The 1,613-nt window shown below is 39.2% G+C and carries 2 protein-coding genes; one reads left to right on the top strand and one right to left on the bottom strand.

Annotated elements, in window-relative coordinates; translation table 11 throughout:
- On the bottom strand, nt 1-212 hold a 212-nt coding region (locus ACYVRA_RS06435; protein ID WP_461251924.1), incomplete at its 3' end, for a response regulator.
- A gap of 203 nt (nt 213-415) precedes the next feature.
- On the opposite strand from ACYVRA_RS06435, the gene ACYVRA_RS06430 reads away from it, so the two are divergent.
- The gene (locus ACYVRA_RS06430) at nt 416-1,336 is read left to right on the top strand and encodes a homoserine O-succinyltransferase (RefSeq protein ID WP_461251923.1); all 921 of its coding nucleotides are present in this window, start codon (nt 416-418) and stop codon (nt 1,334-1,336) included.
- Nucleotides 1,337-1,613: the final 277 nt, after the last annotated feature.

Below are 1,613 nucleotides of genomic sequence, written 5' to 3'. Positions count from 1 at the left end.
TTGCTTTCGGATTGTAAGCGTTTCAGCGCCTCCATCCCGTCCATCTCCAGCATCTCTATATCAAGAAGAATTAAATCGGGAATGATTTTATCAAGGAACGCGAACATTTTTATAGCGGACGGCATTGTCATTACGCGGTAATAATCTTCCAATACCGCTTCCGCCATAGATAAATTAGTATCACTGTCATCAACAACAAATATTGTTTTCATTTAATATTCCAGAACTCCCTTTCATCACATCGAAATGATCCATGTCGAAATATTTTCATATTATTAATTTATCGTAATTTAATAAAAACATCAACCAAATTCGCAATTATAATGGAAAAAATGGCATAATAATTAAAATTAGTTATATTTTTATCCATATAGAGATATTGGCAATTTTTAATAAAGTATGTTAAAAATGATATATGCCAATTAAGATACCAAAAGAGCTGCCGGCATACGATGCCCTTTCCCGCGAGCATATTTTTGTAATGACGGAAGCCCGCGCTGAATCTCAGGATATAAGGCCGTTAAGGGTCGGAATTATCAATTTAATGCCGACTACAATTGACACGGAGATTCAACTTTTAAGGCTGTTAGGCAACAGCCCGCTTCAGGTTGACATAACTTTTCTTAACATGGGCAGTCATACGTCAAAGAACGCGCCGCCCGGCCATTTGGAAAAATTTTACATAAGCTCCGAAGAAATTGTCTGCATGAGGGCGCGTTTTGACGGGCTTATAATCACGGGCGCTCCCGTGGAAACTTTGCCTTTTGAGGAAGTTGATTATTGGGACGAGCTTGTAAAGATAGTTGAATATTCGCAGAAAAATGTTTTTTCCTGCCTGCACATCTGCTGGGGCGCCCAAGCCGGCCTATACTGCAAATACGGCATTCCAAAACATCCGCTTGAAAAAAAATTATTCGGTATTTTTCCCAATACCGTGATAGACCAGCACAATTTGTTATTCCGCGGCTTCGACGATGAATTTCTCGCCCCCCAATCAAGGCACACCGCGTGCGACCGTAACAAGATAGCGACAAATAATAGCCTGACAATTCAATCCGAGTCTGCACAAACGGGCGTGTTCATCGTTACCGCCAGAGGAGGCAGGGAGATTTATGTAACAGGCCATCTTGAATACGATCCGTTGACGCTTGACCGCGAATACAAACGCGACGTTTCAAAAGGTCTGCCAATTGAAATACCAAAAAATTATTATCCCGACGATGATCCGTCAAAGACGCCCATTGTCCGTTGGCGCGCCCACGCAAATCTTTTTTTTGACAATTGGCTGAATTATGTATATCAGGAAACTCCCTATAATTTGGATGAATTGACTTAGAATTTTTTCCGAAAAACCTCACACGAAGAGCACAAAGGTACAAAGATCACAAAGGGGGATTAAAGGTTTTTGTCCGAAGGCTAAGCGTGGGCTTTACGATATGATAACGGACAAAAACCCCTGATTCTTCTTTGTGATCTTCTCTTCCTTAGTGTTCTTTGTGAGAAATTTTCTTGATAAAATTTATGTATTGACAAATGTTGTTTTTTTAGTTTATTATATTATATCTTAATAAAAGGAGTTTCATAAATGACAAAAATGTTAATAGTTTTTCTTA

It is taken from the genome of Treponema sp. R8-4-B8, assembly GCF_054786175.1.
The sequence above is the reverse complement of the archived record's forward strand: the minus strand, read 5'-3'. Positions and strand labels throughout refer to the sequence as shown.